This window comes from Streptomyces sp. NPDC052301 (assembly GCF_044593395.1).
Lineage (GTDB): Bacteria > Actinomycetota > Actinomycetes > Streptomycetales > Streptomycetaceae > Streptomyces.
Map to the genome: position 1 here is coordinate 688,948 of NZ_JBIUBE010000004.1, position 25,871 is coordinate 714,818.

The 25,871-nt window shown below is 73.2% G+C and carries 28 protein-coding genes and 1 riboswitch; of the genes, 17 read left to right on the forward strand and 11 right to left on the reverse strand.

All coding sequences use genetic code 11. The features are described 5' to 3' along the window. Window positions 1-18 precede the first annotated feature (18 nt). A riboswitch (cobalamin riboswitch) is annotated at window positions 19-162 on the reverse strand. A 128-nt stretch (window positions 163-290) separates the two neighbouring features. The 3 genes from ACIHEJ_RS14150 to ACIHEJ_RS14160 all read right to left on the reverse strand — a co-directional run bounded on the left by ACIHEJ_RS14150 (window position 291) and on the right by ACIHEJ_RS14160 (window position 2,890). Beyond that, window positions 291-518: a hypothetical protein gene (locus tag ACIHEJ_RS14150; RefSeq protein ID WP_400135063.1), complete on the reverse strand. Its 228-nt coding sequence runs from the start codon at window positions 516-518 to the stop codon at window positions 291-293. A 35-nt stretch (window positions 519-553) separates the two neighbouring features. After that, the gene (locus tag ACIHEJ_RS14155) at window positions 554-1,804 is read right to left on the reverse strand and encodes an anion permease (protein ID WP_400135064.1); all 1,251 of its coding nucleotides are present in this window, start codon (window positions 1,802-1,804) and stop codon (window positions 554-556) included. A gap of 144 nt (window positions 1,805-1,948) precedes the next feature. Beyond that, on the reverse strand, window positions 1,949-2,890 hold the full coding sequence (locus ACIHEJ_RS14160) for a lysozyme (RefSeq protein WP_400135065.1): 942 nt from the start codon (window positions 2,888-2,890) through the stop codon (window positions 1,949-1,951). 185 nt (window positions 2,891-3,075) lie between these two features. Between ACIHEJ_RS14160 and ACIHEJ_RS14165 the strand changes: the two genes are divergently transcribed. The 3 genes from ACIHEJ_RS14165 (at window position 3,076) to ACIHEJ_RS14175 (ending at window position 6,695) form a co-directional block, all read left to right on the forward strand. Further along, window positions 3,076-3,744, forward strand: a complete 669-nt coding sequence (locus tag ACIHEJ_RS14165) for a class II aldolase/adducin family protein (RefSeq protein WP_400135066.1) — start codon at window positions 3,076-3,078, stop codon at window positions 3,742-3,744. A gap of 214 nt (window positions 3,745-3,958) precedes the next feature. Further along, window positions 3,959-5,086 carry an alpha/beta hydrolase gene (locus ACIHEJ_RS14170; protein WP_400135067.1) on the forward strand — a complete coding sequence of 376 codons (1,128 nt, stop codon included), beginning with the start codon at window positions 3,959-3,961 and terminating at the stop codon, window positions 5,084-5,086. 196 nt (window positions 5,087-5,282) lie between these two features. Next, window positions 5,283-6,695 carry a hypothetical protein gene (locus tag ACIHEJ_RS14175; RefSeq protein ID WP_400135068.1) on the forward strand — a complete coding sequence of 471 codons (1,413 nt, stop codon included), beginning with the start codon at window positions 5,283-5,285 and terminating at the stop codon, window positions 6,693-6,695. 16 nt (window positions 6,696-6,711) lie between these two features. On the opposite strand, the gene ACIHEJ_RS14180 is transcribed toward ACIHEJ_RS14175, so the two are convergent. Further along, on the reverse strand, window positions 6,712-7,125 hold the full coding sequence (locus ACIHEJ_RS14180; protein ID WP_400135069.1) for a VOC family protein: 414 nt from the start codon (window positions 7,123-7,125) through the stop codon (window positions 6,712-6,714). Between the two features lie 220 nt (window positions 7,126-7,345). Between ACIHEJ_RS14180 and ACIHEJ_RS14185 the strand changes: the two genes are divergently transcribed. From ACIHEJ_RS14185 to ACIHEJ_RS14195, 3 genes are all read left to right on the forward strand, one after another. Continuing rightward, window positions 7,346-8,944, forward strand: coding sequence for an ABC-F family ATP-binding cassette domain-containing protein (locus ACIHEJ_RS14185; protein ID WP_400135070.1), 1,599 nt, complete (start codon window positions 7,346-7,348; stop codon window positions 8,942-8,944). Window positions 8,945-9,293: 349 nt separating this feature from the next. Continuing rightward, on the forward strand, window positions 9,294-9,515 hold the full coding sequence (locus ACIHEJ_RS14190; protein ID WP_010355597.1) for a helix-turn-helix domain-containing protein: 222 nt from the start codon (window positions 9,294-9,296) through the stop codon (window positions 9,513-9,515). A 128-nt stretch (window positions 9,516-9,643) separates the two neighbouring features. Further along, window positions 9,644-10,447 carry an enoyl-CoA hydratase/isomerase family protein gene (locus ACIHEJ_RS14195; protein ID WP_400135071.1) on the forward strand — a complete coding sequence of 268 codons (804 nt, stop codon included), beginning with the start codon at window positions 9,644-9,646 and terminating at the stop codon, window positions 10,445-10,447. Between the two features lie 194 nt (window positions 10,448-10,641). Here the strand turns inward: ACIHEJ_RS14195 and ACIHEJ_RS14200 are convergent, their stop codons facing one another. Further along, a complete protein-coding gene (locus ACIHEJ_RS14200) occupies window positions 10,642-11,361 on the reverse strand; it encodes a nucleopolyhedrovirus P10 family protein (protein ID WP_400135072.1) in 720 nt (239 codons plus the stop codon). A gap of 88 nt (window positions 11,362-11,449) precedes the next feature. On the opposite strand from ACIHEJ_RS14200, the gene ACIHEJ_RS14205 reads away from it, so the two are divergent. Genes ACIHEJ_RS14205 through amaP form a run of 5 tightly spaced genes read left to right on the forward strand, consistent with a single transcriptional unit; the run spans window position 11,450 to window position 13,721 of the window. Further along, a complete protein-coding gene (locus tag ACIHEJ_RS14205) occupies window positions 11,450-11,917 on the forward strand; it encodes an Asp23/Gls24 family envelope stress response protein (RefSeq protein WP_400135073.1) in 468 nt (155 codons plus the stop codon). 46 nt (window positions 11,918-11,963) lie between these two features. Beyond that, on the forward strand, window positions 11,964-12,158 hold the full coding sequence (locus ACIHEJ_RS14210) for a hypothetical protein (RefSeq protein WP_400135074.1): 195 nt from the start codon (window positions 11,964-11,966) through the stop codon (window positions 12,156-12,158). Further along, window positions 12,155-12,520, forward strand: a complete 366-nt coding sequence (locus ACIHEJ_RS14215; RefSeq protein WP_400135075.1) for a hypothetical protein — start codon at window positions 12,155-12,157, stop codon at window positions 12,518-12,520. Before ACIHEJ_RS14210 ends, ACIHEJ_RS14215 begins: the two co-directional genes overlap by 4 nt. Beyond that, window positions 12,520-13,131 carry a DUF6286 domain-containing protein gene (locus ACIHEJ_RS14220; RefSeq protein ID WP_400135076.1) on the forward strand — a complete coding sequence of 204 codons (612 nt, stop codon included), beginning with the start codon at window positions 12,520-12,522 and terminating at the stop codon, window positions 13,129-13,131. Before ACIHEJ_RS14215 ends, ACIHEJ_RS14220 begins: the two co-directional genes overlap by 1 nt. A gap of 5 nt (window positions 13,132-13,136) precedes the next feature. Further along, entirely contained in the window at window positions 13,137-13,721 is a 585-nt protein-coding gene (gene amaP / locus ACIHEJ_RS14225) for an alkaline shock response membrane anchor protein AmaP (protein ID WP_400135077.1), read from the forward strand. A gap of 83 nt (window positions 13,722-13,804) precedes the next feature. On the opposite strand, the gene ACIHEJ_RS14230 is transcribed toward amaP, so the two are convergent. From ACIHEJ_RS14230 to ACIHEJ_RS14255, 6 genes are all read right to left on the reverse strand, one after another. Then, window positions 13,805-14,560 carry an SDR family oxidoreductase gene (locus ACIHEJ_RS14230; RefSeq protein WP_400135078.1) on the reverse strand — a complete coding sequence of 252 codons (756 nt, stop codon included), beginning with the start codon at window positions 14,558-14,560 and terminating at the stop codon, window positions 13,805-13,807. A 5-nt stretch (window positions 14,561-14,565) separates the two neighbouring features. Beyond that, window positions 14,566-16,368, reverse strand: coding sequence for a glycoside hydrolase family 15 protein (locus tag ACIHEJ_RS14235; protein ID WP_400135079.1), 1,803 nt, complete (start codon window positions 16,366-16,368; stop codon window positions 14,566-14,568). 33 nt (window positions 16,369-16,401) lie between these two features. Next, complete coding sequence (locus ACIHEJ_RS14240) at window positions 16,402-17,244, reverse strand: SURF1 family protein (protein WP_400135080.1); 843 nt, start codon at window positions 17,242-17,244, stop codon at window positions 16,402-16,404. A gap of 16 nt (window positions 17,245-17,260) precedes the next feature. Then, window positions 17,261-17,494 carry a hypothetical protein gene (locus ACIHEJ_RS14245; protein WP_366013497.1) on the reverse strand — a complete coding sequence of 78 codons (234 nt, stop codon included), beginning with the start codon at window positions 17,492-17,494 and terminating at the stop codon, window positions 17,261-17,263. 158 nt (window positions 17,495-17,652) lie between these two features. Further along, the gene (locus ACIHEJ_RS14250; protein WP_400135081.1) at window positions 17,653-18,636 is read right to left on the reverse strand and encodes a DEDDh family exonuclease; all 984 of its coding nucleotides are present in this window, start codon (window positions 18,634-18,636) and stop codon (window positions 17,653-17,655) included. A gap of 132 nt (window positions 18,637-18,768) precedes the next feature. Beyond that, the gene (locus tag ACIHEJ_RS14255; RefSeq protein WP_400135082.1) at window positions 18,769-19,413 is read right to left on the reverse strand and encodes a TetR/AcrR family transcriptional regulator; all 645 of its coding nucleotides are present in this window, start codon (window positions 19,411-19,413) and stop codon (window positions 18,769-18,771) included. 126 nt (window positions 19,414-19,539) lie between these two features. Between ACIHEJ_RS14255 and ACIHEJ_RS14260 the strand changes: the two genes are divergently transcribed. The 6 genes from ACIHEJ_RS14260 to ACIHEJ_RS14285 all read left to right on the forward strand — a co-directional run bounded on the left by ACIHEJ_RS14260 (window position 19,540) and on the right by ACIHEJ_RS14285 (window position 25,861). Further along, entirely contained in the window at window positions 19,540-20,343 is an 804-nt protein-coding gene (locus tag ACIHEJ_RS14260; protein ID WP_400135083.1) for an acetoacetate decarboxylase family protein, read from the forward strand. Next, the gene (locus tag ACIHEJ_RS14265) at window positions 20,343-21,227 is read left to right on the forward strand and encodes an SDR family NAD(P)-dependent oxidoreductase (RefSeq protein ID WP_400135084.1); all 885 of its coding nucleotides are present in this window, start codon (window positions 20,343-20,345) and stop codon (window positions 21,225-21,227) included. Before ACIHEJ_RS14260 ends, ACIHEJ_RS14265 begins: the two co-directional genes overlap by 1 nt. Window positions 21,228-21,247: 20 nt before the next feature. Then, the gene (locus ACIHEJ_RS14270) at window positions 21,248-22,543 is read left to right on the forward strand and encodes an amidohydrolase family protein (protein WP_400135085.1); all 1,296 of its coding nucleotides are present in this window, start codon (window positions 21,248-21,250) and stop codon (window positions 22,541-22,543) included. Continuing rightward, window positions 22,540-23,796, forward strand: coding sequence for an amidohydrolase family protein (locus tag ACIHEJ_RS14275; protein ID WP_400135086.1), 1,257 nt, complete (start codon window positions 22,540-22,542; stop codon window positions 23,794-23,796). Before ACIHEJ_RS14270 ends, ACIHEJ_RS14275 begins: the two co-directional genes overlap by 4 nt. A gap of 119 nt (window positions 23,797-23,915) precedes the next feature. Continuing rightward, a complete protein-coding gene (locus tag ACIHEJ_RS14280; RefSeq protein ID WP_400135087.1) occupies window positions 23,916-24,626 on the forward strand; it encodes a VIT family protein in 711 nt (236 codons plus the stop codon). A 185-nt stretch (window positions 24,627-24,811) separates the two neighbouring features. After that, complete coding sequence (locus ACIHEJ_RS14285; protein WP_400135088.1) at window positions 24,812-25,861, forward strand: zinc-dependent alcohol dehydrogenase family protein; 1,050 nt, start codon at window positions 24,812-24,814, stop codon at window positions 25,859-25,861. Window positions 25,862-25,871: the final 10 nt, after the last annotated feature.

A 25,871-nucleotide genomic window follows, 5' to 3' on the forward strand; every position in this document is an offset into this window, starting at 1 on the left:
TCAGGGTGTCCGCGCCCTGGTTCGACGAGATTCGGCGGTGAGAGTTCCTGGCTCCCGGGAAGTTCTTCCCCGGTGACAGTGGCGGGACCGCGCCGGATTCGCACCGGCTTCCTCTCCTGCCGCCGTACATGGCGTGGGCAGTCCACCACGGCCCCGGAAGGGCCGTCAACTTGCCGTTGACCTGGACGGGGAGAGTGTGCCGATCCCCACACAGTGGGGCGTCCGTGGCCCCTGGGCACGGCGAAGGCTCCCCTCCGTCGCCGACGGAGGGGAGCCTTCGTGATGCTCGATCAGGCCTTGGCCACGATCAGGTAGATGCCGTACGCCACCGCCGCCGCGCAGGCCGCGAAGCAGACGTAGGCGCCGGTGACGGCGAGGGCGGCGGAGTCGCCCTGGGCGGCGGCCTTCTCACGCCGGGCCAGACCGTTGATGCCGAGGGTGAAGAGGGCCACCAGGCCCACCGTGAAGGCGAGGCTGACGCCGAAGACGGAGCCGAGGGCCGCCCAGTCGATCTTCATGGGGATGCTTCCTTCAGTAACCGGGGTGACCGGGGTCAGACGGTGGCGGCCGGCGGGACGGCCGGGGCCGCGGGCTCGGCGGGGGCCGGAGCCGCGATCGTGGCCTTCAGGTCCTCGGTGATCTGGCCCGCGGGAGGCGGGGTCACCGCGGCGATGGCGGTGGTCACCACGCCGGCCGGCTCCTCGGTGTCGGCGACGACGTTGGTGTGGTCGACGACCTCCCGCCGGGAGATCTTCCAGATCGCGGCGCTCGAGGCGACCAGGAAGACGGCGACGACGGCGGTGCCCCAGTCACCGAGGTCGGTGACGGACTCGGCGCCGGCGCCGACCAGCGCGGCGGCCGGGAGGGTGAGCACCCAGGCGACGGCCATGCGGGTCGCGGTGGACCAGCGGACCACCCCGCCCTTGCGGCCGAGGCCCGCGCCCATCACCGAGCCGGAGACGACGTGCGTGGTGGAGAGGGAGAAACCGAGGTGCGAGGAGGCCAGGATGGCGGTCGCGGCACTGGTCTGGGCGGCGAAGCCCTGGCGCGGCTCGAGCTCGGTCAGGCCCGTGCCCATGGTGCGGATGATGCGCCAGCCGCCGATGTAGGTGCCGAGCGCGATGGCCAGGCCGGCCGAGAGGATCACCCAGGTGGGAGGGTTGGAGCCCGGGGCGATGGCGCCGCCCGCGATCAGCGCGAGGGTGATGATGCCCATCGTCTTCTGGGCGTCGTTGGTGCCGTGGGCCAGGGAGACCAGGCCGGCGGAGGCGATCTGCCCGGCGCGGTAGCCCTTGCGGGTGGCCTCGCCCTCGGCCTTGCCGCCGACGCCGTAGGAGAAGCGGGTGGCCAGCATCGAGGCGACGCCCGCCACGACCGGCGCGGCGACCGCCGGCAGCAGCACCTTGGTGACCAGCACGTCGCCGTGCACGGCACCGAAGCCGGCCGAGGCGACGGTGGCGCCGATCAGACCGCCCATCAGGGCGTGCGAGGAGCTGGAGGGGAGGCCCACCAGCCAGGTCAGCAGGTTCCAGAGGATCGCGCCGACCAGGGCGGCGAAGATGACCTCGGGCCGGATGCCGGTCTCGTCGACGAGACCCTTGGAGATCGTGTTCGCGACCTCCACGGAGAGGAAGGCGCCCACCAGGTTGAGCGCGGCGGACATGACCACCGCGATCTTGGGCTTCAGGGCGCCTGTCGAGATGGTGGTGGCCATCGCGTTGGCGGTGTCGTGGAAACCGTTCGTGAAATCAAACGCGAGTGCGGTTACCACCACAATCGCGAGGATCAGCGAGAAGCTTTCCATTTACCCAGGCAATCGTTCGAGGTCATTGGCTGGATGAACGTAGGCAACCTGGGTGAACGGAAGATGAACTGAGGCAGGCGTCGCGGTGTCGGCAACGCGTGGGTGCGGTTCCGCTTGGACCGGTGGCCCCAGGCGCCCCTTGGGCTACCGGCCTCGCGCGAAGTCCCGCAGCCGGCTCGCCGACCCGTTGAAGAGATTCTGGTCACCCGGCAGCCCGCCGTCGGTGTCGTACTGCCAGAACGTCCAGCACCGCCATCCGCCGGGCAGCTTCCCCGGCCGCGAGGTGCCGTGCCGGGCGATCCACAGGGCGTGCGTCGTGGAGAAGGCGCGGCTGTCGCCGGTGCAGAGCCGCCACCAACGGGTCGTCGTGTAGATCACCGGGCGGCGGCCGGTCTCCCGCTCGATCTCGTCGCTGAAGGAGCGGATCCAGCGGACCATCCTCCCCTGGCCCAGCCCGTAGCACGTGAGCTCCCTGCTGTACGGGTTGTCCTCGATGTCGAGCGCGGGCGGCAGGGTCCAGCCGTCCGCCCGCCAGTCGCCGCCGTGCCGCACGAAGTAGGCGGCCTGGCGGGCGCCGGAGGACCGGTCCGGAAGCGCGAAGTGGTACGCGCCCCGGATCAGGCCGACCGTGCGCGCGCCGGTGTACTGCCGGTGGAAGTAGGGGTTGCGGTAGTCCGTGGACTCGGTCGCCTTGACGTAGACGAACCGAGCGCCCTCGGTGCGTGCCGCCGGCCAGTCGACGTGCTTCTGGTAGGACGACACGTCGGGGCCCCGGGGCGGGCGCGCGGCCCGGGCGGGCAGGTCGGACCGGTCGGTGACGGCCCCGGCCCAGGGGGGCAGGACGGACCGGTCGGCCGCGGCGCCGGTCGGGGCGGTCGCGGTGCCGGTGGAAGCGGTCGCGGTGCCGGTCACGGTGGCCGCGGTGCCGGACTGAGCCGTCGCGGTGCCGGTCAGCGTGGTCGCGGTGCCCGTGAGGGCGGTCGCTGTTCCGGTCTGGAGAGTCGCGGTGCCGGTCAGGGCCAGCGCCGCCGTGGCCGCGGCGAGGGCACCTGCGCGGCGACGGGCAGGGGTGCGTTCACGGGCCATGTGTCTCCCCGGGGTGACGGACGGTGTCCGGCGGGCAAGAGGGACCATTGAAGGTCGGGCGCTCACCGGATCGGCGTAGACGCGTGGTGATTCGCCCCGACATCCGCCCGTTCGGTGGCACGACTTCCGGCCCGATGCGGACGACCGGTCCGCCCCCGGAACCTTCGGCTGGCAGGATCGCGGGCATGGCTGAACAGCGGTGGCACGGGGACACGGAGCACGCGCGGGTCTGGGCGGAACTGGTCGCGACGGCACGCCGTTCGGTCGCCGACGGACTGGTCGTAGGCACCTCGGGCAACGTCTCCGCACGCGTCGGAGACCTCGTGCTCGTCACCCCGTCGGGCGTCCCCTACGACCGGCTCACCCCCGACGACCTGACCGGAGTCGACCTCGACGGACGCCAGGTGCTCGGCACGCTGGTGCCGACCAGCGAGCTGCCCATGCACCTCGCCGTCTACCGCACCACCGACGCCCGCGCGGTCGTCCACACCCACGCCGTGCACGCGACCGCGGTCTCCACGCTCGTGCCGGAGCTTCCGCTGGTCCACTACATGGCGGCAGCCCTCGGCGGTCCCGTACGGGTCGCCCCCTACGCGACCTACGGCAGCGACGAGCTGGCCGAGAACATGCTCCGCGCCCTCACCGGCCGCTCCGGCTGCCTGCTGCAGAACCACGGCACGATCACCTACGGCGCCGGCCTCGACCAGGCCTACGACCGCACCGCCCAGCTGGAGTGGATGTGCCGCCTGTGGCTGACGGCGTCCACCGTGCCCGGCCTCAGCCCTTCCCTGCTGACCGAGGCACAACTGGCCGAGGTCGGGGAACGCTTGAAGGGGTACGGCCAACGGAGGTGACCCCTTGCTGCCCAGTCCCGCGCACCGTCCCCTTCCCGCCCGGCTCGCTTCGGCCCGCCGCTCCTTCCTGAGTCGGCTGCCCGTGGCCCGCCGCGCCGGCGCCCCGCCACGAGGCCCCTGGCCGGCGCTGCCGCGCCGTCTCGCGCCCCCGCTCCGGCCGCCCGCCCCCACCCTTCCGCTGGCCGGTGGCGGGAACCACCACGACACTGGACCCGTGCGCACCGTCAGAGCGACCGCCACCGCAATCACCGCGGTTCTCGCCGCCGGTGTGGCGTCCGTGGCCGCCGGCCGGCTCGCCAGCGACGCCGCGCTGAAGGCGCCCGCCGGCCGGCCGCTGCCCACCGAGCCCCGCCTCACCGTGCACGGCACGGACGTCGACCGGATCACGCTCACCCGCGATCTGGCCTCCCTGCGCCCCGGCAGCTACGGCCTCGCCGGGAACGGCTCCCACGCGGTCGTCGGCTCCGTCCTGGAGGCGGCCCCGCACACCGCCGACACCGTCGTACGCCGCCTGGTGCGCGTCACGCACGGCAGCTTCGCCCCCGGTGACACGGCCTGGCTCACGCCCAACCTCTACGTCGGCAACCCGGCCACCGCCCTCGGCCTCGACCACGCCGACGTCGACGTGCCCGGCGAGCTGGGTGCCCTGCCCGCCTGGTTCGTGCCCGGTCACCGGGACACCTGGGTGATCGCCGTGCACGGCCTCGGCACCACCCGCGAACACGCCCTGAACGTCCTCGGCTTCCTGCACGGCCGCCGCCTGCCGGTGCTCGCCCTCGCCTACCGCGGCGACCTCGGCGCGCCCCGCCCGCCGGACGGGCTGAACCACCTCGGCGAGACCGAGTGGCGGGACGTGGACGCCGCGATCCGCTACGCCGTCCGCTACGGCGCCCGCCGGGTCGTCCTGCTCGGCTGGTCCACCGGCGCCACCATGGCCCTGCGCGCCGCCGAGCACTCACCGGTGCGCGACCGCATCTCCGGGCTGGTCCTCGACTCGCCCGTGCTCAGCTGGGAGGCCACGCTGCGCGCCCTGGCCCAGGCCCGCCACACCCCGCAGCCCTTGCTGCCGCTCGCGGTGCGGGCCGCCCAGGGCCGGGCCGGGCTGCACCCCGACCGGGTCGCGGAGACCGCCGACCCCGCAGAGCTCGCCGTACCCACCCTGATCGTCCACGGCCCCGACGACCGGGTGGCCCCGTGGGAGTTCTCCCGCCGGCTCGCCCGCCGCCGCCCCGACCTCGTCGCCCTGCACACGGTGGAGCACGCCCCGCACGGGGCCATGTGGAACGCGGACCCCAAGGAGTACGAGGAGCGGCTGCGCCGCTTCCTGACCCCGCTGATGTGAGAGGGCGCGGACCGGACCGCCGGGCGCCCCGGAGCGGGGCGCCCGCCGGGGCGGTGCAGGGCATTCCGTTTAAGGGTGGACGGCTGGCTCGATCACGCCTCCTCACCCCGCACCGGACACCGTCCCTTGGCCAGCCCCGTCGCCCCCCGTGACATTCCGTTTGGGTTTTCGGACCGTCAACCGGAAGACTGCACCCGTGACGTCCCGTATCCCGCGCGACTCCAGGCTCCGACTCGTCCGACCGCGACCCCTGGCCGCCGCCCCCAGAGCTGTGAACCAGCGGCGCCCCCGCCGCCCCGCACCCCGGCCGCCGGAGGGCACCCCCGCCCCCGCCGAACTGGCCGGAATGGCACGCACCGGCCTGGCCGGCGCGGTCCGCGTCGCCCGCTGGGCCGATGCCACCCTCGGCCCCGGCCGCGACGGCGCCACCGCCGACGGCAAGGCCACCCTCTCCACGGAGACCGCCGAACGCGCCGCGGCCGAGCTCGGGCTGAGCAGCGCCCAGGTCCGCGCCGACTGGGACATCGCCCGCCTCGCCGGACTGATCGAGGTGCACGGCGACAGCGCGCGCCCCGGCTGGCGCCTGCGCGCCTGGGACCGCGACGACAGCGCCGTGCTGCGCGGCTGGGTCGCCCTCTTCGACGCCTGGTCGCTCGCCTTCCACGAGCCCGACGAGCCCGAGGCGGCCGCCGTCGCCGAGGTCGTCTCCGCCATGCCCCAGGTGCTCTCCTTCCTCCAGCTGTCCGCCGGTCCCGTCCCGGTCGAGCAGCTGCTGGACCTGCTCCAGCAGCGGGTCACCGAACTGCGCACCGAGCGCTGCGAGGTCTCCTACGGGACCGGAACCGAGCAGCGCGCCGGTTCTCCGGGCCCGGCGGAACCCGCCCCGGACACCCCGCTCGCCCCTCTGCTCGACTGGGCACTGCGCGCCCTCGCCTCGGTCGGGGCCCTCACCTACGACGCCGCCCAGGCCACCCTCACCCCGCTCGGCAGCTGGGCGGTGTGGGTCAAACTGGAGCAGATCTGCGTCGCCGCGCAGAGCCCCGCCGGCAACATCGAGCAGTCCGCCGAGGACATGCTCCGCGGCTGCGCCCAGCTCCGGCCCAACGCGGCCCGCGCCGAGTACCGCGCCTGGCTCGCCGCCCGCCCCGTCGGCAGCGCCGTCACCGAGCTGATCCACGCCGCCCGTGGCGAGGACGCCCTGCTGCGCGGCCTGGCCTTCGAGGCGCTGCGCGTCGTCGGCGCCCCCGCCGAGCCCGACGTACGCGCCGTCGTCTCCGAGCCCGCCCTGCGGCCCTACGCCCTGCTGTGGATCGCCGAGCACGACGGCGTCGACCCGGAGGACGCCCACGAGGTCCTCACCCGCGACGAGGCGACCTGGCTGTGGGTGGACACGGCCGCCGCCGTCGCCGACCACGGCGAGGCGCCGATGCTGGTCCGGCATCTGGAGGCCGCGGTGCAGCCCACCGTCCCCCAGCTGCTCGACGAGGTCCGCGCCGTCGGCCACCCGCGCACCGTGCAGGTCCTGGTCGCGCTCGCCGCCGCACACCCCGACCCGGCCCTCGCCAAGGCCGTGCGCCGGGCCGCCTTCCAGGTGCACACCGGGGGATGAGCGGCGCCGGGGCGGATCAGGTGCCGACCTCCGGGGCGTACGTCCCGAAGCTCCAGATGTTGCCCTCGATGTCCCGGGCCAGGTAGTCCCGCGAGCCGTAGGCCTGGTCCGTCGGGGGCATGAGGATCTCCACACCGTGCTCCAGGGCCCGCTGGTGGTGGGCGTCCACGTCGTCCACGACGACGTACACCCCGGTGGGCCCGGCGTCCTTCATCAGGGCGTCGAAGCGGCCGCCGCGGCCCTTGGAGCCGATCATCACCGCACCGTTGCCCTGGACCAGCTCGGCGTGCATCACCTTGCCGTCCTCCGTCTCGTACAGCGACAGCTCGGTGAAGCCGAGGGCCTCGGTGAGCTGCCTCATCGCCGCTCTCGCGTCCGTGTACAACAGCGTGGGGTAGAGACTCGGCCGTCCGGCGCCCGTGCCTGCCATGCCGATCACTCCTTCGTGCGTCGGTGCTGTGGCGTTCCGCTCAGTCTGGCAGCCGCCACCGACAACGCCCCCGCACAGGCGGCCCGAACACCTGGACGCAGAAAAACTGCTTGCACGACCCCGTTAGACTTGGCCTCATGGCCATTCTCCTCGCGCATTAGACGGCGGGAACGTCCTCAGCCGCCCACCCGCCAATCCCTGTACGCCCTGGAGTCTGTCCGTGATCTCCGCCTCCGGTATCGAGCTGCGCGCCGGTGCGCGCGTCCTCATCGAGAACGCCACCTTCCGTGTCGCCAAGGGCGACCGCATCGGCCTCGTCGGCCGCAACGGCGCAGGCAAGACCACCCTGACGAAGTGCCTGGCCGGTGAGGGCATCCCCGCCGCCGGCCAGATCACCCGCTCCGGCGAGGTCGGCTACCTCCCGCAGGATCCCCGCACCGGTGACCTGGACGTCCTCGCCCGGGACCGGATCCTGTCCGCCCGCGGGCTCGACGTACTGATCCGCAAGATGCGCGAGAACGAGGAGCGCATCGCGAACGGCAAGGGCGGCACCCGCGAGAAGGCCCTGAAGCAGTACGAGCGCCAGGAGACGGAGTTCCTGACCAAGGGCGGGTACGCGGCCGAGGCCGAGGCCGCCACCATCGCCGCCGCGCTGAACCTGCCCGACCGGGTGCTCGGTCAGCCGCTGCACACCCTCTCCGGTGGTCAGCGCCGCCGTATCGAGCTGGCCCGGATCCTGTTCTCGGACGCGGACACCCTGCTCCTCGACGAGCCGACCAACCACCTCGACGCGGACTCGATCACCTGGCTGCGGGACTACCTGAAGACCTACCGCGGCGGCTTCATCGTGATCTCCCACGACGTCGACCTGGTCGAGACGGTCGTCAACAAGGTGTTCTACCTGGACGCCAACCGGTCCATGATCGACGTCTACAACATGGGCTGGAAGCTCTACCAGCAGCAGCGTGAGGCCGACGAGAAGCGCCGCAAGCGCGAGCGCGCCAACGCGGAGAAGAAGGCCGCCGCCCTGCACTCGCAGGCCGACAAGATGCGCGCCAAGGCCACCAAGACGGTCGCCGCGCAGAACATGGCCCGCCGTGCAGACAAGCTGCTCTCCGGTCTGGAGGCGGTCCGCCAGTCCGACAAGGTCGCGAAGCTCCGCTTCCCGGAGCCCGCGCCCTGCGGCAAGACTCCGCTGATGGCCGAGGGCCTGTCGAAGTCGTACGGCTCCCTGGAGATCTTCACCGACGTCGACCTTGCCATCGACAAGGGCTCGCGGGTCGTCATCCTCGGGCTCAACGGCGCCGGCAAGACCACCCTGCTGCGTCTGCTGGGCGGGGTGGAGCAGCCGGACACCGGCGAGGTCGTTCCCGGCCACGGCCTGAAGCTCGGCTACTACGCGCAGGAGCACGAGACCCTGGACGCGGACCGCACGGTCCTGGAGAACATGCGCTCGGCCGCCCCCGACATGGACCTCGTCGAGGTCCGCAAGGTGCTCGGCTCGTTCCTGTTCTCCGGCGACGACGTCGACAAGCCGGCCGGTGTCCTCTCCGGCGGCGAGAAGACCCGTCTCGCCCTGGCCACCCTGGTGGTCTCCGCGGCGAACGTGCTGCTCCTGGACGAGCCGACCAACAACCTCGACCCCGCGAGCCGCGAGGAGATCCTCGGGGCCCTGCGCACCTACAAGGGCGCGGTCGTCCTCGTCACGCACGACGAGGGCGCCGTCGAGGCGCTCCAGCCGGAGCGGATCATCCTGCTGCCGGACGGTGTCGAGGACCTGTGGGGCTCCGACTACGCGGATCTCGTCGCCCTGGCGTGATCGGAAGAGCGATCCACAAAGAATGATCCACTGAGTATGAATCATTCGGCCGAGTCGTGATCCATCATCTGTGTGAGATCTCCTCGTATCGAGGTGTGTCCTACACCGATATCGCGGTCGATCCCTTGCATGGCAAGGGATCGACCGCTTCGCGTCGCTGACCTGGCACTTCGCGAATCCACCCGTTCGGCCCTGCGGACACGAACTGCTGGAATCCCTTGTTCCGCTTGTGGGGGCGCGCTCCTGTCGTCACAACGATGTCTCACCGACCTTGCCGAATGGGTGGCCATCACGCCCCGGAGGGGTGATCATGAGGAGACCAGAGCGCACTTCCCATGAGGAGGCACGGGTGGCCGAGACTCTGAAGAAGGGCAGCCGGGTGACCGGCGCCGCGCGCGACAAGCTCGCGGCAGACCTGAAGAAGAAGTACGACTCCGGTGCGAGCATCCGGGCGCTGGCCGAGGAGACCGGCCGCTCGTATGGCTTCGTACACCGGATGCTCAGTGAGTCGGGCGTCACGCTGCGTGGGCGTGGCGGAGCGACCCGGGGCAAGAAGGCCGCTACGTCCTGACTCCGGGCGGCCCATCGTCTTCGATGGTGGCCACCCGGTCGGCACTGTGATCGGCCGGGTGGTTACTGTGCAGTCACTTAGCATGCCGTAAGGCACTGTGTGATGACCGCACCCCTCGGAGGCGCCCCATGGCCACGCCCGACCAGGACCTCGCTCCTGTACTCGACAAGGACGGCGTACGGCTCACCGTCGACGACGCGCTCGCCACGGTGACGCTGACCAATCCGGCCAAGCGCAACGCGCAGAGCCCCGCCCTGTGGCGGGCGCTCACCGAGGCCGGCCGGCTGCTGCCGGGCTCCGTCCGCGTCGTCGTGCTGCGCGGCGAGGGCAAGTCCTTCTCCGCTGGGCTGGACCGTCAGATGTTCAGCCCGGAGGGGATCCCGGGCGAGCCGACCTTCATCGACCTGGCGCGTCGTGACGACGCCGGGCTCGACGCGACCATCGCCGAATTCCAGGAGGCGTTCACCTGGTGGCGGCGCAGCGACATCGTGTCCGTCGCCGCTGTCCAGGGGCATGCCGTCGGAGCCGGGTTCCAGCTCGCGCTCGCCTGCGACCTCAGGGTCGTCGCGGACGACGTGCAGTTCGCCATGCGCGAGACCAGCCTCGGCCTCGTCCCCGACCTGACCGGCACTCACCCGCTGGTCGGGCTCGTCGGGTACGCCCGCGCGCTCGAGATCTGCGCGACCGGGCGGTTCGTCGGGGCCGAGGAGGCCGTGGCGTCCGGCCTGGCCAACCTCGCCGTGCCCGGCGGTCAGCTGGACGAGGCAGCGCGGGACCTGGCCGCGGCGCTGCTCGCCGCGCCGCGCGACGCGGTCGTCGAGACCAAGGCGTTGCTCCGTGGTGCCGTCGACCGTACCTACGACGAGCAGCGCGCGGCGGAGCGGGCCGCTCAGGCCCGACGGCTGCGTGACCTCGCCGGCCTCGGCGAATAGCACGCCGATTCTCAGCGGACGCGCGTCACGAGCACGGCCACGGTCGGCCGGTCGGTCGGCGCGTGCTGTACGGCGGCGCGGACCTGGCGGGTCATGTCGAGGGTCGCGTGGTCGGCTTCACGGGCTGTGGGGTGGTCGGCGCGGGATCGGCGGCTGTGCGGCTTCGCCGGGCCCGGCTGGTAGCGCGCCGGCCCTCAGTCGACCCGTGTCACCAGGACCGCCACCGTCGGCCGGTCGGCCAGCGCGTCCCGTACGGCGGCGCGGACCCGGCGGGCCACGTCGAGGGTCCGGTGCCCCGTGCCGGTCGTCAGCTCCACCCGCACATGCCGGTGCGGCAGCGCCGGGCCGTCCGTGTGCTCCTCCACATGCACCGCCCGGCCCAGACCGCCGAGCGAACCCGTCAGTCCGGTCACCCCGGGCACGGCCAGCACGACCGCGGCCACCCGCGCCTCGTCCGGGTCCGTGACCTGCCGGGCGGGTACCGGCCGTGGCGCGCGTACCGCGGCGGCCGGCTCGTCCGCCTCCAGCAGGTCCGTCACCCGCAGGTCCACCTCCGTGACCGCGAGCCCGACCCACTCCGCCGCCGACGCCAGCACCCGCCGCAGCCCGGACGCCACCGCCGGCAGGGGCTCCGCGGCCGTCGCCGCGAAGTCCGCCGTCACCCGCAGCGCGCCCGGCGGCAACGCGCTCGGCGGAGCCGGTACGACGGACGCCTGCCCCTCCTCCGGATCGGCCGGCGCGATCCGCAGCGCCCCCAGCCGCACCCCCGGCGCACCCTCGGCCGCCGCGCGCCCCAGAACCTCCCCGGCCGCCCCCTCGGTGATCCACGCGCCGTCGCATGGCCCGCCGAGCGGCAGCAGCCTGCCCAGCCCCACCTGGTACCGCACCACCCGAGTCCACTGCTCATCCGTCATTCCTCCAGCCTGCCGCATCCCCGGGGCGCGGCGGCGCAACCATGCTTACGGTGGTGGCAGGACGACGACCGAAAGGGACGTAACGGCGATGACCGACATGACGACGACCCCAGAGGACGGCCCCGAGTCGCAGTTGACCCGCACGACCACCCGCCGCGGCGGCGGCGATCCGGCGACCCGTGGACGGACCACCATCGCCGACGGTGTGGTGGAGAAGGTCGCCGGACTCGCGGCCCGGGACGTGGTCGGCGTCCACGCCATGGGCAGCGGGCTCGCCCGCAGCCTGGGCGCCGTGCGCGACCGGGTGCCCGGTGGCAGCAAGTCGGTGAGCCGGGGCGTGAAGGCCGAGGTCGGGGAGGTGCAGACCGCCCTCGACCTGGAGATCGTCGTGGACTACGGCGTCTCCATCGGAGACGTGGCCCGGGCCGTCCGGGAGAACGTGGTGGCCGCCGTGGAGCGCATGACCGGACTCGAGGTCGTCGAGGTCAACATCGCGGTGAGCGACGTCAAGCTGCCCGAGGAAGAGGACGAGGAACCGGAGCCCCGGATCCAGTGAGACCCGTTGCCCCACCCCGCACACCCGATGAGCTGAGGAGCGCAGCATGAGCACGGCCATGGTCGGCATGATCGCCGGCATGGCGCTGGGCTTCGCCGGGTACTTCGGCGGCTTCGGCGCCTTTCTGCTGGTGGCGGCGCTGGGCGCGATCGGCTTCGTCATCGGCCGGTTCGCGGAGGGCGACCTCGTACTGGGCGACTTCATCCGCGCCCGCGACGACCGGCGCGACCGGCGACGGTGACGGTGGTGAGCGCCGAGACCGGCACCCTGCGCCCGCCGCCGACCCTCGTGCCCGCGGGCGAGCGCGGCGCCACCCGGATCGCCGAGCGGGTCGTCACGAAGATTGCCGCACTGGCCGCCCGCGAGGCGTTGCCGCCCCTGCCCGGCGAGGCCGCGGTCCCGCACGCCACGGTCGTGGTCCGGCACGGCACGGCCCGCGTCCGCGTCCGTATCGACCTCGGCTACCCCTGCGACATCGGCGCCCGCTGCGCCGCCGTGCGTCGTCAAGTCACCGAGCGGGTAGGTGCGTTGCTGGACATGGAGGTGTCCGAGGTCGCCGTCCGCGTCGAACGGCTGCACCCGCTACCGCACGGGAGGGCGTGATGAGCGAGCCGCGGACGACCACCCCGGTCCTCGACAAGGACACCGGCACCACTCGGCGCGAACGGCGCGGCAGCGGCCGTTTCTGGTCGCCGCGCCGCGTTCCCGCGGGCATCGTCGCCGTGCTCCTCGCGGCCGGGGCCGGCCTGCTGGTCTACGACATCGCCGCCGTACGCGTCCACCATTCCGCGATGCACTGGCGCCGTTCACTCGCCCGGCAGTTGGCGACGCAGCCCCTGGACGACGTCCGGGTGCTCACCGGCGCGGGCGTCGTCGCCGCGCTCGGCCTGTGGCTGATCGTCCTCGCGGTCACCCCCGGTCTGCGCGGCCTGCTGCCCATGCGGCGCCCGCACCCCGACGTCCGCGCCGCCCTCCACCGCGACGCGGCGGCCCTGTTCCTGCGCGACCGGGCCATGGACATCTCCGGCGTACGAGCGGTCCGCGTGCGGATGCGCCGTACCAAGGCGCACGTCCGAGCCGTCTCGCACTTCCGTGACCTGGACGACGTCCGCGCCGACCTGGACGCCTCGCTCGCCGCGACGATCCGGGACCTCGGCCTGACCCGGCCGCCCACACTCTCGATGCGCATGACCCGGCCCGGACGGAAGGGGTGACGGTGATGCGCTCCGGCGTCCTCAACCGCGTCCTGCTCGCCCTCGTGGGCCTGGTCCTGCTCACCGTCGGCGGCTCCGTCCTGGCGGTCGGCCTGGGCGCGCCGCCGCCCTCCTGGTGGATCCACACCGGCCCGCACGACGTCCTGCTCACCAGGGCCGAGCGCACCCACTGGCGCGGCGCGGGCTGGTGGTGGCCGACGGTCCTGGGTGCCCTGGCCGTCGTGGTCCTGCTCGCCCTGTGGTGGCTGACGGCGGTCCTGCGCCGCCGCAGGCTGACCGAGGTCCTGGTCGACACCGGCGACGGCAGGGGCGCCCTGCTGCGCGGCCGGGCACTGGAGTCGGCCCTGGCCGAGGAAGCGACCCGCCAGGACGGCGTGGCGCACGCGCAGGTCCTCCTCAGGGGCCGCCGTCGCACGGCGCCCGGGGTGAGCGCCCGGCTCCGACTGGAACCGGGCGTGGCCCCGGCGGCGGCCCTGGACACGTTCACCGGCCGGTCACTGACCCGCGCGCGCGAGTCGGCGGGCGTGGCGGCACTCCCGGCGGAGGTGCACCTGAGGGCGGGCAGGCACCGAGCGGAAAGGGTCACTTGAGATCCGACGCGCGGCTCACCGGCCCAGGGGCGCGGGGATCAGCGTGAGCACCCCCACCACCCGCAGGAGCGCCCCCTCGCACGCTAGAACCCGTGCCGCATGCCCCCGTCCACCGGCACCATGATCCCCGTCAGATACGACGCGGCCGGAGACAGCAGGAACGCGGCCACCCGGCCGAACTCCTCCGGCGCCCCGTACCGCCGCAACGGAATCCTCGCCTCGTTCGCGGCCCGGGTGGCCTCCGGGTCCGCGGACAACCCGTCCAGCTCCCGCACGCGATCCGTGTCGATGCGCGCCGGCAGCAGCCCCACCACGCGAATCCCGCGCGGCCCCAGCTCGTCGGCGATCGACTTGGCGAAGCCCGCGAGCCCGGGCCGCAGCCCGTTGGAAACGGTCAGCCCCGGGATCGGCTCGTGCACCGACCCCGACAGCACGAACCCGATCACTCCGCCCGGCTCCAGCTCGGCCGCCGCCGTGCGAGCGAGACGCACCGCGCCGAGGAACACCGATTCGAACGAAGTGCGCCACTGGTCGTCCGTGTTGTCGGCGACGAACCCCGGCGGCGGCCCGCCCACGCTCACCAGCACCCCGTGGAATCCGCCGAAGTGCTCATGGGCGGCCGCGACGAGCCGCTCGGGCGCGTCCGCGGCGGAGTTGTCGACGGCCACGCCCACCGCGTTCGGGCCCAGTTCGGCGGCGGCCTCGGCGACCTGCTTGTCGTCCCGGCCGCTGATCACCACCTTCGCCCCGTCGGCGACGAGCTCGCGCGCGGCGGCGTGGCCCAGCCCGCGCGTGGCGCCGGTGACCACGTACACCCGGTCCTTCAGTCCAAGATCCATGGTTCCTATCCTGCCTCCTGCCTCTGGTCGTCACCGAAGAGGGTGAGGGCGGTGTTCACCAGGCCGATGTGGCTGAAGGCCTGCGGGAAGTTGCCCAGGTGGACACCGTCGACGGGGTCGTACTCCTCCGCCAGCAGGCCCACGTCGTTGCTGAGGCCCACCAGCCGGTCGAACAGCTCGCGCGCCTCCTTCGTCCGGCCGGTCATGTGCAGCGCGTCGGCGAGCCAGAACGAGCAGGCGAGGAACGCACCCTCGCCGCTCGGCAGCCCGTCGACGACCGAGTCGTCGGGGGCCTCGGTGTCGTAGCGGCGCAGGAAGCCGCCGTGGCCGAGGTCCTCGCGGATCGCGTCGACCGTGCCGACGACCCGCGGGTCGTCCGGGGGCAGGAAGCCGACCCGCGGGATGAGCAGCAGCGCGGCGTCGAGTTCCCGGGAGCCGTAGTACTGGGTGAAGGTGTTGCGCTCGGCGTCGAAGCCCTTCTCGCACACCTCCTGGTGGACCTCGTCGCGCAGCCGGCGCCAGCCGTCCAGGTCGCCGCCGAGGTCCTCGTGGCTCTCCAGGGTCCGCACGGCCCGGTCGGCGGCCACCCACACCATCACCTTGGAGTGCACGAACTGGCGCCTGCCGCCGCGCACCTCCCACAGTCCCTCGTCCGGTTGCCGCCACGCCGACTCCAGGAACTCCATCAGCGAACGCTGCATGGCCCACATGTGCGGCCGGGCGGTCAGGCCCGAGTCGCGGGCCAGCGACAGCGAGTCCATCACCTCGCCGTACACGTCGAGCTGGAGCTGGTCGACGGCGCCGTTGCCGGTGCGTACGGGCGTGGAACCGGCGAAGCCGGGCAGCCAGGGCAGTTCGGTCTCCGACAGCCGCCGCTCGCCCGCGACGCCGTACATGATCTGCAGGTCGGCCGGGTTGCCCGCGACCGCGCGCAGCAGCCAGTTGCGCCAGGCCTCGGCCTCCTCCTGGTAGCCCGCGGTGAGCAGCGCGCCGAGGGTCAGGGTGGAGTCGCGCAGCCAGCAGTACCGGTAGTCCCAGTTCCGCACCCCGCCGGGCTTCTCCGGCAGCGAGGTGGTCGCCGCGGCGACGATCCCGCCGGTCGGGGCGTAGGTGAGCGCCTTGAGGGTGATGAGGGAGCGGACCACGGCGTCCCGGTAGGGGCCGTCGTAACGGCATTGCCCCGCCCAGCGCCGCCAGTCGGTGACGCTGCTCTCCAGCGCCTCGTACGGGTCGACGAGCGGCGGGCGCCGCTCGTGCGAGGGGTGCCAGGTGAGCACGAAGGCCACCCGCTCGCCCTCGGCGACGGTGAACTCGGAGTGGGTGCCGAAGTCCTCGCCCCAGGTGCGCACGGCCGGCTCGGCGCGCAGCCAGACCGAGTCCGGGCCGGCGACGGCCACCCGGTGGCCGTCCGAGCGGCGCACCCACGGCATGATCGAGCCGTAGTCGAAGCGCAGGCGCAGCGTGCTGCGGACGGTGACCCGGCCGCTGACGCCCTCGACGATGCGGACGACGTCGGGGGCGCGGTCGCGCTGCGGCATCAGGTCGGTGACGCGGACGGTGCCGTCGGCGGTCTCCCACTCGGTGTCGAGGACGAGGGTGTCGGAGCGGTAGGCGCGGCGGGTGCAGGTGTCCGCGCCCTCGGGGGCGATCCGCCAGTGGCCGTTGTTCTCGTCGCCCAGCAGCCGGGCGAAGCAGGCACCGGAGTCGAAGCGCGGCAGGCACAGCCAGTCGATCGAGCCGTCCTTGCCGACCAGGGCGGCGGTCTGTTCGTCGCCGATGAGGGCGTAGTCCTCGATGTGCACGTTCACGGGATGCGGTTTCCCGGCCGGTCGGGGGACCAATCAGGCGGTGCGCTGTACGGTGGCCGGTTCCGTCTCCTCCGGCGCCGCCTCGGCGCCGGCCTCCTCCTGGTCGCGGATCTCGCGCCGGACCAGGAACCACCAGCCGACCGGTACGGCCGCGGCGAACAGCCACCACTGGATCATGTAGGCGTAGTTCAGCGGGGCGTCCTCGCTGCCGGGGTCGGAGATCTGCTCCGGGGAGCCGCCCTTCGGCGTGGGCGCGGTCTGCTCGACGTAGCCGCCGAGCACCCGGGCATCCAGCCGGTGCGTCTCCTCCGCGCTGTTGATCAGCATGATCTGCCGGTCGGGCAGGCCCTTGACGTTCTTGATGCCGCTCGCCGCGGTCGTCTCGTCGGCCATCAGCCGCCCGGTGACGGTGGTCCGGCCGGCCGGCGGGGCGGGGATCCTCGGGAAGGCGGTCTGCACCCCGTTCGCGGGGATCCAGCCGCGGTTGACGAGCACCACCTTGCCGTCCGTGAGGACGAGCGGGGTGAGGACGTGGAAGCCGACCTCGCCGTCGGAGTTGGTGCGGCGCCGGACCACGACCTCCCGGGCGGTGTCGAAGGTGCCGGTGGCGGTGACCGTGCGGTACTTCTCCGTGCGGGTCACCGCGTGGCCGGGGGAGGTGAGCCGCTCGACCGGGACCGGCTTCGCGTGCAGTGCCGAGGAGACCAGGTTGTTGCGGGCCGTGCGCTCCTCGTACCGGTGCTGCTGCCAGAAACCCAGCCTGATCATCGTCGGGATCAGCGCGATCGCGACGATCGTGAGGATGACCCACTGGAGGGACAACAGGAAGCGGTAGCGGTGCACCCCACGACGGTACCGCCGGGCCGTGGGGTGCATTCAGGCGGGTACCGGGTCACACCCGGTCGACGATCCCCGTCCTCCCCTCGGCCCGGGCGCAGTGGGCACCGCAGTACCACTTGCCCTCGGCCTCCACGCCCTGGCCGATGATCTGCACCCGGCAGTGCTCGCAGATGGGGGCCATGCGGTGGATCGCACAGGAGAAGCAGTCGAACACGTGCACAGCGCCCTGTGCGTGGACCTCGAAGGTCATTCCATAGTCGTTGCCGCAAACTTCGCATTTCGCCATGCGCCACAGGGTGAGCCGTCGCCCGGGCGCGGGCGAGCGGCGGGCGGGTGAGTCGTACGGCAATCACCCGTTCGTACGGTCATCTGCTCACCGCGGGCCGTCCTACGGTCATGCGCCCGTCGCGGGCCGTCGTGCGGTCACCTCGCCCCCGCGGGCCGTCAGCCGTCGGCGGGATCCACGTCCCTCAGCAGCTGACCGAAGGCCGCCTCGTCCACGACAGGGGTGCCGTACTGCCGCGCCTTGACGGTCTTCGAGGTGCCCGAGTCCGGGTCGTTGGTCACCAGCAGACTGGTCAGCCGGGAGATGCTGGAGGCCACGTGCAGCCCGGCCTCGGTCGCCCGGTCCTCCAGCAGCTCCCGCTCGGTCGAGGTGTCGCCGGAGAACGCCACCCGCATGCCCTGTTTGAGTCGTTTGCCCTCTTCGTAGCGGCCGGGGTTGGGGTAGGGGCAGGCGGGGCGCTTGCGGGACGGGCGCCAACTGCCGGACCGGTAACCGCCGTAGCCACCGGTCGACTGTCGGGGCACCGGACGGTCCGACCACTCCGTCAGCGGGCGGCACTCCAGGAGTGGCAGTCGTACGCCGCCCGCCGCCGCGGCCCGCAGGCTGGGCCGGAACGCCTCCGCCAGCACGCGCGCGTCGTCCAGCGCGTGGTGCGCCCGCTGTTGGACGACCCCGTAGTGCGCCGCCAGCGACTCCAGTTTGAAGTTGGGCAGCGGCAGCCCCAGCTCTTTCGACAGCGCGATGGTGCACAGCCGCTGCCGCACCGGGGCCTCGCCGCGCACGCGCGCGTACTCCCGCGCGATCATCTGCCAGTCGAAGACGGCGTTGTGCGCGACGAGCACCCGGCCGTCGAGCCGGGCCGCGAACTCCTCGGCGACGTCCGCGAACAGCGGCGCGCCCGCGAGCACCTCACTCGTCAGACCGTGTATCCACACCGGGCCCGGGTCCCGCTCCGGGTTGACCAGCGTGTACCAGTGGTCCTCGACCTCACCCCGCGCGTCCAGCCGGTAGACGGCCGCCGAGATGATCCGGTCGTCCCGGGCCAGGCCGGTGGTCTCCACGTCAACGACCGCATATCCGTTCGGATACGCGGCCGGCCACTGGGTGGGGGAGGACACTGCGGTCGCACGGTCTTCGAGCATGGTCATTGAGGATACGGGCCACGACTGACAGCGCCGTCCCTCAGGTGCCGGCGCCGCCTCCGCGGCCGGTCCACCCGCTCGGTCACCGTACACGCGTGCGCGTGCCCGGCGGCCCTGTCGGCTGCGGGTCCGTCATGTCCTTTCTGTCCCTGGCGCTGTCAGCAGGGACCGCACCAGGGCCCGTACGACCGTCGCGAACAGCCGCTCCGTGTCCACCGGCAGGGCCAGCGCGCGGGCCAGCGCGGGGTCGTCCCCTGCGGTCTCGGCGCTCCACAGCTCCTCCTCGCCCGGATGCTGCGCCGGGGCCCGCTCGCGGTTGCGCTCGACCAGTACGTGCCCGACGACCTGGAACTGCACGGCCCGCACGAACTCGGCGGCCCGGGCGCCGCGCAGCCCGGCCGCGTGCGCCTCGCGCACCAGGACCTGCTGGGCGGGCAGGAACATCCGTTCGGTCAGGCCCCGCTCGTGCACCAGGGCCACCAGGTGCGGACGGTCGCGCAGCTGCCGGCGCAGGGCGCGCGCCACGGAGACCACACGCTGCTCCGGCGTGCGGCCTGACGGGCGGATCTCGCCGAGGTCGGCCACGGTCCGCTCCACCAGGGCGTCGACCAGCGCCTCCCGGCCGCCGACGTGCCAGTAGATCGACGTCACGGCGGTGCCCAGCTCGGCGGCCAGCCGACGCATGGTGAGGCCGTCCGGACCGTGCCGCCGCACCAGTCCCGCCGCGGCGTCCAGCACCGCCTCCCTGCTCAGCGCACTCCTCGCCCCGCTCGGCATGATCCCCCCAACTCCGGTCCGCACACGCGTCTTTACCCCGGACGAGGTCTGCTGTAACTGTGTTACAGGTGACGGGCCGTCAGGAACTCTCGGGAGCGGTCCGTCAGGAGAAGGGCGGTACGACGCATGGCACACGCACGCGTACGGTACGGAGCACGGACCGAGCGGGAGATCGCCGCCACGCGCACCGCGGGCGCACGGCTTCCCGAGATCTGGTCCACCGGGGTGGTGGCCGTCTGGGAGACCGACCCGGACGCGGTCGCAGCGGTCCTGCCCCCACCCCTGAAACCCACCTCGAGTCCCCTCGTCCGGGTGAACATCAGCGCGGTCGACCTGCCCGGATACCCGCTCGGCGCCGGCTCGTTCGCGGTCGCGGCGGCCCACGGCACCGTCGACGGCTGGTACCCGCTGGTCATGCCGATGACCCACGAGCGCGCACTGACCGGCGGGCGCGAGGTCTTCGGCGAGCCCAAGAAACTCGGCGAGGTGACCGTCGAGCGCGACGGGGCGGCGGTCCGCGCCGCGATGACACGTCACGGCATCACGTTCGTGGAGGTGCGCGGCACGGTCGCCGGCGAGCTGACACCCCCGGAGCCGTCGCGCAAGACCGACTTCTACTTCAAATTCCTTCCCGCCGTGGACGGATCCGGCTTCGACACCGACCCCCTGCTCGTGCACTGCGTACGCCACGAGCGGGTGCGCCGGCTGGAGCGGGTCACCGGGGACGTCCTCCTGCGCGAGTCGCCCTACGACCCGGTGGCCGATCTGCCGGTGCTGCGCCTGCGCGAGATCACCCTCGGCGAGAAGACCAGCGACCAGAGCGGCCGGGTCGCCGAACGCGTCGACGCCCAGGCCCTGTTGCCGTACGTCCACCAGCGCTACGACGACCCGCTGCAGGTCCTCGACGCGCCTCCCGAGGGGAGCCGCTGATGCGCCTCGAAGCGGGACAGGTAGCCGTCGTCACCGGGGCGGCGAGCGGGATCGGACTCGCGATGGCCCGGCGCTTCGCGGCCGAAGGCCTGAAGGTGGTCCTCGCCGACGTCGAGACGGCGGCCCTGGACAAGGCGGCGGCCGAGCTGCGCGCCGAGGGCGCCGACGTGCACGCGCGCGTGGTCGACGTCGGCGAGCGCGACCAGGTCGTGGCACTGGCCGAGGAGGCCTACGACACCTACGGCGCCGTGCACGTCCTGTGCAACAACGCGGGCGTCGGCTCGGGGGCCGAGGGCCGCATGTGGGAGCACGACCCCAACGACTGGCGATGGGCCTTCGCCGTCAACGTGTGGGGTGTCTTCCACGGCGTCCAGGCGTTCGTCCCCCGGATGATCGAGTCCGGTCGACCCGGGTATGTGGTCAACACCTCCTCCGGCGACGGCGGTATCGCCCCCCTGCCGACCGCCTCCGTCTACGCGGTCACCAAGGCGGCCGTCGTCACCCTGACCGAGTCGCTGTACGCCCATCTGAAGGCCGAGCACGCGCGCGTGGGCGCCTCGGTGCTCTTCCCCGGCCCGCACATGCTGCGCACCGGCCTGTGGGAGTCGCACCGCAACCGCCCCGCCCGCTACGCCAAACAGCGCCCGCGCCGCACCCCGTACCGCAGCCTCGACCAGTGGGAGGCGGCGATGCGCGCGGCCGGCGAGGAGGTCCGCTTCACGCCCGTCGAGGAGGTCGCCGACCTCGTCGTGGCCGGCATCCGCGCGGACCGCTTCTGGCTGCTCCCGGCCGGCGAGCACAGCGACGCCCAGATCCGCGCGCGGGCGCAGTCGATGCTGGACCGCGCGAACCCGTCGTACCTCGAGCGCTTCGTCCTGGACTGAGAACTGAGAGGGGGGCCGTGATGAGCGACACCGTCTCCGCGCGGGACCCGTACCTGATCATCTCCTCCGACTGCCACGCCGGGCTGCCCACCGAGCGGTACCGGCCCTATCTGGAGTCACGCTTCCACCGGGACTTCGACGAGTTCCTCGCGGGCCGCGACCGGCGCCGCGAGGAGATGACCCGGCTCGGCATCCGCAACGAGGCCTTCGCGGCCCGGTGGTTCGAGGACAACGAGGAGGGGCTGCGCGGCGGCTGGGACGCGGGCCGGCGTGTCGAGGAGCTGGACGGCGACGGCGTGGCCGCCGAGGTCGTCTTCCCGGACGCCGACGCCGTCGACAGCGGGACGGCGGCCCCCTTCGGCGTGGGCCTCGGCCTCTCCGGCGACCACGACCCGGAGCTGGGCATGGCCGGCGCGCGGGCGCACAACCGCTGGCTCGCCGAATTCGTCTCCGCCCACCCCGAACGGCACTGCGGTGTCGCCCTGCTGCCGGTCACGGCCCCTGTGGACCAGGTGGTCGCCCAGATCCACCGGGCCCGGGAGTCCGGCCTCGGCGCCCTGATGATCCCGTCCATGTGGGCCGGCAAGGAGCCGTACCACGACCGCCGTTACGACCCCGTGTGGGCGGCAGCGGCCGAGTGCGCGATGCCCGTGCTCACCCACTCCGGCGCCGCCCCGCGCGAGGAGTACGGCGACCACCTCGGCATCTACGTCTCCGAAGTCACCTGGTGGCCGGCCCGGCCGCTGTGGTTCCTGCTCTGGTCCGGCGTCTTCGAACGCCACCCGGGGCTGCGCTTCGGCGTCGCGGAGTCCGGCTGCTGGTGGCTGCCGAACCTGCTGTGGTTCATGGACCGCCTCTACCTCGGCGCACACGGCGGCAAGAAGCTCTCCCCGTTCCAGGAGCTGAAGCGCCCGCCGCACGAGTACCTGGACCGGCAGGTCTTCGTCTGCGCCACCAACACCAAGCGGCGCGAACTGGCCCAGCGGTACGAGATCGGCGTCGACAACATCCTGTGGGGCAGCGACTTCCCGCATCCCGAGGGCACCTGGCCCGACACGCGCGCGTGGCTGCGCCGTACCTTCCACGACATCCCCGTCACCGAGACCCGCCGCATGCTCGGGCTCGCCGCGGCCGAGGTCTTCGGCTTCGACGTGCACAAGCTCACGCCGCTGGCCCGCCGCATCGGCCCGACCCCCGCCGACCTCGGCCAGCCGGCCGACCAGCCGGCCGTCGAGGCGTCCTGGGCGCGCTCGCGCGAGGTGGGGCGGCACTGGCTGACGGACGAGGACTTCCCGGCGCTGGGGGTGACGCGGTGAACGACGACGCGAGGAGCGGTCCGGCGAGCGACGACCGTTACACGGTGATCTCCGCCGACTGCCACGCCGGCGCCGACCTGCTGGACTACCGGCCCTATCTGGAGCAGCGGTACCACGACGACTTCGATGTCTGGGCCGCCACCTACGTCAACCCCTACGAGGACCTGCTCGCCGACTCCGCCGACCGGAACTGGAACTCCGGGCGGCGCCTCGCGGAGCTGGAGGCGGACGGGATCGTCGCGGAGGTGGTCTTCCCGAACACCATCCCGCCGTTCTTCCCGTCCGGCTCGCTCATGGCCCCGCCGCCGGGCGCCGAGGACTTCGAACGCCGCTGGGCGGGCCTGCGCGCCCACAACCGCTGGCTCGCGGACTTCTGCGCCGCCGCGCCGGGCCGCCGTGCGGGCGTCTTCCAGATCCTGCTGGGCGACGTCGACAAGGCCGTGGAGGAGATCCGGTGGGCCGCCTCGGCGGGCCTGAAGGGCGGCCTGATGCTGCCCGGCACCCCGCCCGGCTCCGGCCTGCCCGAGCTGTACTCGCGGACGTACGACCCGATCTGGGCCGCCTGCGCGGAACTCGGCGTCCCCGTCAACCACCACGCCGGCTCGGCCTCCCCGGCGCTCGGCGAGGAACCGGCCGCCCGTGCGGTGTTCATGGTGGAGACGACCTGGTTCTCCCACCGCGCCCTGTGGCACCTGGTGTTCGGCGGCGCCTTCCGTCGTCACCCGGAGCTGAGGCTGGTCCTGACCGAGCAGGGCTCGGGCTGGATACCCGGAGTGCTCGGCATGCTGGACTACTACCACGGCCGCCTGGTCGCGGCGGCCACGAAGGCCGCGACGGCCGAGGCCAAGTTCGGCGCCGGACTCGCCGAGGGCATGGGCGCGCCGCCCTCCCGGGTGTGGCGGGACAACTGCTTCGTCGGCGCCAGCTTCATGCGCCCGCACGAGGTGCCGCTGCGCGACCGCATCGGCGTCGACAAGATCATGTGGGGCAGCGACTACCCGCACGACGAGGGCACCCATCCCTACACCCGCGAGGCACTGCGCGTCGCCTACGCGGGCGTGCCGCGCGAGGAGGTCGCGGCCATGCTCGGCGGCAACGCGGCCCGTGTCTACGGCTTCGACCTCGACCTCCTGGAGCCCGTCGCCGCCAAGGTGGGGCCGACGGTGGCGGAGGTCTCCGAGCCGCTGTCCCAGCCGCCGGAGGACGCCACCAGCCCGGTGTTCGCCCGGGGGGCGTCGGTGCGGGTGTGGTGAGAGCGGTTCGGGGGGAGAGAGGGGGCGGGGAAGCGCCGGTGGCGTCTGCCGGTCCCCTCCCCGGGCCCGGGGAGCGTCGGTGCGGCGCGGGTGGCCCGAGGAGTGCGATCCTCCCTGCTGTGACGGAACCCACCCACGACGAGAACCACGGGGGCGCGCTCGGCTCGCGGCTGAACTGGTTGCGGGCCGCCGTGCTCGGCGCGAACGACGGCATCGTCTCCACCGCGGGCCTCGTCGTCGGCGTGGCCGGTGCCACCCAGAGCCGGGCGGCCCTGATCACCGCGGGGCTGGCCGGACTGCTCGCCGGTTCGATGTCCATGGCGGCCGGCGAGTACGTCTCCGTCTCCACCCAGCGCGACTCGGAGATGGCCGCGCTGGCGATGGAGAAACGGGAACTGCGCGAGCAGCCGGAGGCCGAACTGCGGGAGCTGACCGCACTGCTGGAGGAGCGCGGACTGTCCCGCCAGGTGGCCCGCGAGGCCGCCGAGCAGCTCACCGCGCGGGACGCGCTGCGGGCGCACGCGCGCGTGGAGCTGGGCATCGACCCCGACGAGCTGACCAACCCCTGGCACGCGGCCTGGGCGAGCTTCCTGTCGTTCACCGTGGGCGCCCTGCTGCCGCTGCTGGCCATCGTCCTGCCCCCGCTCGACCGGCGGCTCGCCGTCACCGTCGTCTCCGTGCTGGCCGCGCTCGTCCTCACCGGCTGGACCAGCGCCCGCCTCGGCGCGGCGGCCCCGAAGCGAGCGGTGCTGCGGAACGTGCTGGGCGGGGCCCTGGCCATGGGGGTCACCTACGCGGCGGGCACGCTGCTGGGGGCGGCGGGCGTCTGACGGGCCGGCCCCGGGCACCCCGGGTCGGCCGACGGCCGGGTGCGCGGTGGTCAGGGCCCCTTCGCGGGTCAGGGCACCCTGCGCGCGCGGCCCGTGCCGGCGGCGGCGTACCGTGAAGTGCGCTCGACCACCCCCTGAGCGCATCCCACATCTCCGCACCACCCCCGCACGAGAAGGACCCCGTCATGCGCGCCACCACCATCCACGCCCCGTTCGACATGCGCGTGGAGGACGTCCCCGAGCCCGTGGTGCAACTGCCCACCGATGCCGTCGTCCGGGTGCTGCGCGCCTGCATCTGCGGCAGCGATCTGTGGGCGTACCGAGGCGAGGCGGCCCGGCAGCCGGGCCAGCGGATCGGGCACGAGTTCCTCGGCATCGTCGAGGAGACCGGCTCCGAGGTGAGCACGGTGCGTCGCGGTGACCTGGTGGTCGCCCCCTTCATGTGGTCCGACGGCGTCTGCGACTACTGCCGCGAGGGCCTGACGACCTCCTGCGAGCACGGCGGTTTCTGGGGCTCCGTCGGCCACGACGGCGGCCAGGGCGAGGCGGTGCGCGTGCCCTTCGCCGACGGCACCCTCGTCCAGCTGCCCAAGGACGCGGCCTCCGACGACCACCTGCTGTCGGCCCTGCTGACCCTCTCCGACGTCCTCGGCACCGGCCACCACGCGGCGCTCGGCGCGGGCGCCCGCCCCGGTGCCACGGTCGCCGTCGTCGGGGACGGCGCGGTGGGCCTGTGCGCGGTGCTGGCCGCCAAGCGGCTCGGCGCCGAGCGGATCATCGCGCTGGGCCGGCACACCGTCCGTACCGACATCGCACGCCGCTTCGGCGCCACCGACGTCGTCGCCGAGCGCGGGGACGCGGCCGTCGAGGCCGTCCGGGAACTCACCCGCGGTCAGGGCGCGCACGCGGTCGTCGAGGCGGTCGGCACCGAGCAGTCCATGCGGACGGCCGTCGACATCACCCGCGACGGCGGAGCGATCGGCTTCGTGGGCGTGCCGCACGGCAGCGGCACCGGCCTGGACCTCGGCGTCATGTTCGACCGGAACATCGCCCTGCGCGGCGGTGTGGCACCGGTCCGCGCCTACATCCCCGAGCTGCTGCCCGACGTCCTCGACGGCACGATCGACCCCTCGCCGGTGTTCGACATGACCGTCGGCATCGAGGGTGTCCCCGAGGGCTACAGGGCCATGGACGAGCGCACCGCCCTCAAGGTGCTCGTCACCAACGACCGGTAAGCCGTCCCCG

Coding starts and splice junctions, on each gene's coding strand:
- ACIHEJ_RS14245 (WP_366013497.1), bottom strand. CDS start 17,494: ATGGCGAAATGCGAAGTTTGCGGCAACGACTATGGAATGACCTTCGAG.
- ACIHEJ_RS14260 (WP_400135083.1), top strand. CDS start 19,540: ATGGCACACGCACGCGTACGGTACGGAGCACGGACCGAGCGGGAGATC.
- ACIHEJ_RS14155 (WP_400135064.1), bottom strand. CDS start 1,804: ATGGAAAGCTTCTCGCTGATCCTCGCGATTGTGGTGGTAACCGCACTC.
- ACIHEJ_RS14205 (WP_400135073.1), top strand. CDS start 11,450: ATGACCGACATGACGACGACCCCAGAGGACGGCCCCGAGTCGCAGTTG.
- ACIHEJ_RS14180 (WP_400135069.1), bottom strand. CDS start 7,125: ATGGCAGGCACGGGCGCCGGACGGCCGAGTCTCTACCCCACGCTGTTG.
- ACIHEJ_RS14150 (WP_400135063.1), bottom strand. CDS start 518: ATGAAGATCGACTGGGCGGCCCTCGGCTCCGTCTTCGGCGTCAGCCTC.
- ACIHEJ_RS14255 (WP_400135082.1), bottom strand. CDS start 19,413: ATGCCGAGCGGGGCGAGGAGTGCGCTGAGCAGGGAGGCGGTGCTGGAC.
- ACIHEJ_RS14240 (WP_400135080.1), bottom strand. CDS start 17,244: ATGCACCCCACGGCCCGGCGGTACCGTCGTGGGGTGCACCGCTACCGC.
- amaP (WP_400135077.1), top strand. CDS start 13,137: ATGCGCTCCGGCGTCCTCAACCGCGTCCTGCTCGCCCTCGTGGGCCTG.
- ACIHEJ_RS14270 (WP_400135085.1), top strand. CDS start 21,248: ATGAGCGACACCGTCTCCGCGCGGGACCCGTACCTGATCATCTCCTCC.
- ACIHEJ_RS14160 (WP_400135065.1), bottom strand. CDS start 2,890: ATGGCCCGTGAACGCACCCCTGCCCGTCGCCGCGCAGGTGCCCTCGCC.
- ACIHEJ_RS14165 (WP_400135066.1), top strand. CDS start 3,076: ATGGCTGAACAGCGGTGGCACGGGGACACGGAGCACGCGCGGGTCTGG.
- ACIHEJ_RS14210 (WP_400135074.1), top strand. CDS start 11,964: ATGAGCACGGCCATGGTCGGCATGATCGCCGGCATGGCGCTGGGCTTC.
- ACIHEJ_RS14250 (WP_400135081.1), bottom strand. CDS start 18,636: ATGCTCGAAGACCGTGCGACCGCAGTGTCCTCCCCCACCCAGTGGCCG.
- ACIHEJ_RS14230 (WP_400135078.1), bottom strand. CDS start 14,560: ATGGATCTTGGACTGAAGGACCGGGTGTACGTGGTCACCGGCGCCACG.
- ACIHEJ_RS14265 (WP_400135084.1), top strand. CDS start 20,343: ATGCGCCTCGAAGCGGGACAGGTAGCCGTCGTCACCGGGGCGGCGAGC.
- ACIHEJ_RS14220 (WP_400135076.1), top strand. CDS start 12,520: ATGAGCGAGCCGCGGACGACCACCCCGGTCCTCGACAAGGACACCGGC.
- ACIHEJ_RS14200 (WP_400135072.1), bottom strand. CDS start 11,361: ATGACGGATGAGCAGTGGACTCGGGTGGTGCGGTACCAGGTGGGGCTG.
- ACIHEJ_RS14285 (WP_400135088.1), top strand. CDS start 24,812: ATGCGCGCCACCACCATCCACGCCCCGTTCGACATGCGCGTGGAGGAC.
- ACIHEJ_RS14195 (WP_400135071.1), top strand. CDS start 9,644: ATGGCCACGCCCGACCAGGACCTCGCTCCTGTACTCGACAAGGACGGC.